The organism is Gilliamella sp. GillExp13 (genome assembly GCF_001690815.1).
Taxonomy (GTDB): domain Bacteria; phylum Pseudomonadota; class Gammaproteobacteria; order Enterobacterales; family Orbaceae; genus Gilliamella; species Gilliamella bombi.
The window spans coordinates 1-464 of record NZ_LZHJ01000036.1; the positions used below are offsets into that span (position 1 = coordinate 1).

General features: G+C 37.9%; 1 protein-coding gene. It reads right to left on the minus strand.

Annotation, left to right across the window (positions count from 1 at the left end; translation table 11 throughout):
• A partial coding sequence (locus tag A9G37_RS03055; RefSeq protein WP_065574582.1) for a helix-turn-helix domain-containing protein occupies window positions 1-219 on the minus strand: 219 nt, incomplete at its 3' end.
• Between the last annotated feature and the right edge of the window lie 245 nt (window positions 220-464).

Sequence of the window (464 nt, forward strand, 5' to 3'; positions counted from 1 at the left end):
CGCGATAAGTTCGTTATCTTCAGTTCGACGATTATCTTTTGCGATGAATGAGCCGGTAGTTTGGTACTGCATTATCCAATTATCTAATGCTGATTTGGTGAGGTCATACTCTGCGACGATATCCGCACGTTTTTTACCATTTTGATATAGCATGACCATTTGTTTTTTGAACTCGTTAGTAAAGCTACGTTTTGCTCTTCGTGATGAATCGATTGCCATTGTTGTTACCTTCTCTTATTTTTAGTTTATCATAACAATGACCTTATAAAACTGGTACTAATTAGTGTAGCCGATCCACTTCATGCTTTATTACAGCCCAGAGCAGATTGCTGCACGTTTAAAGAAAGTCTGTGTCCAATCAATCTATAACTACCTTTATCAGAATAAAGCGCGCTATGAACAATTCAAACCTTATCTAAGGCGAAAAGGCAAAGCCTATAGGCATTGTAAGGCACCGAGTATTA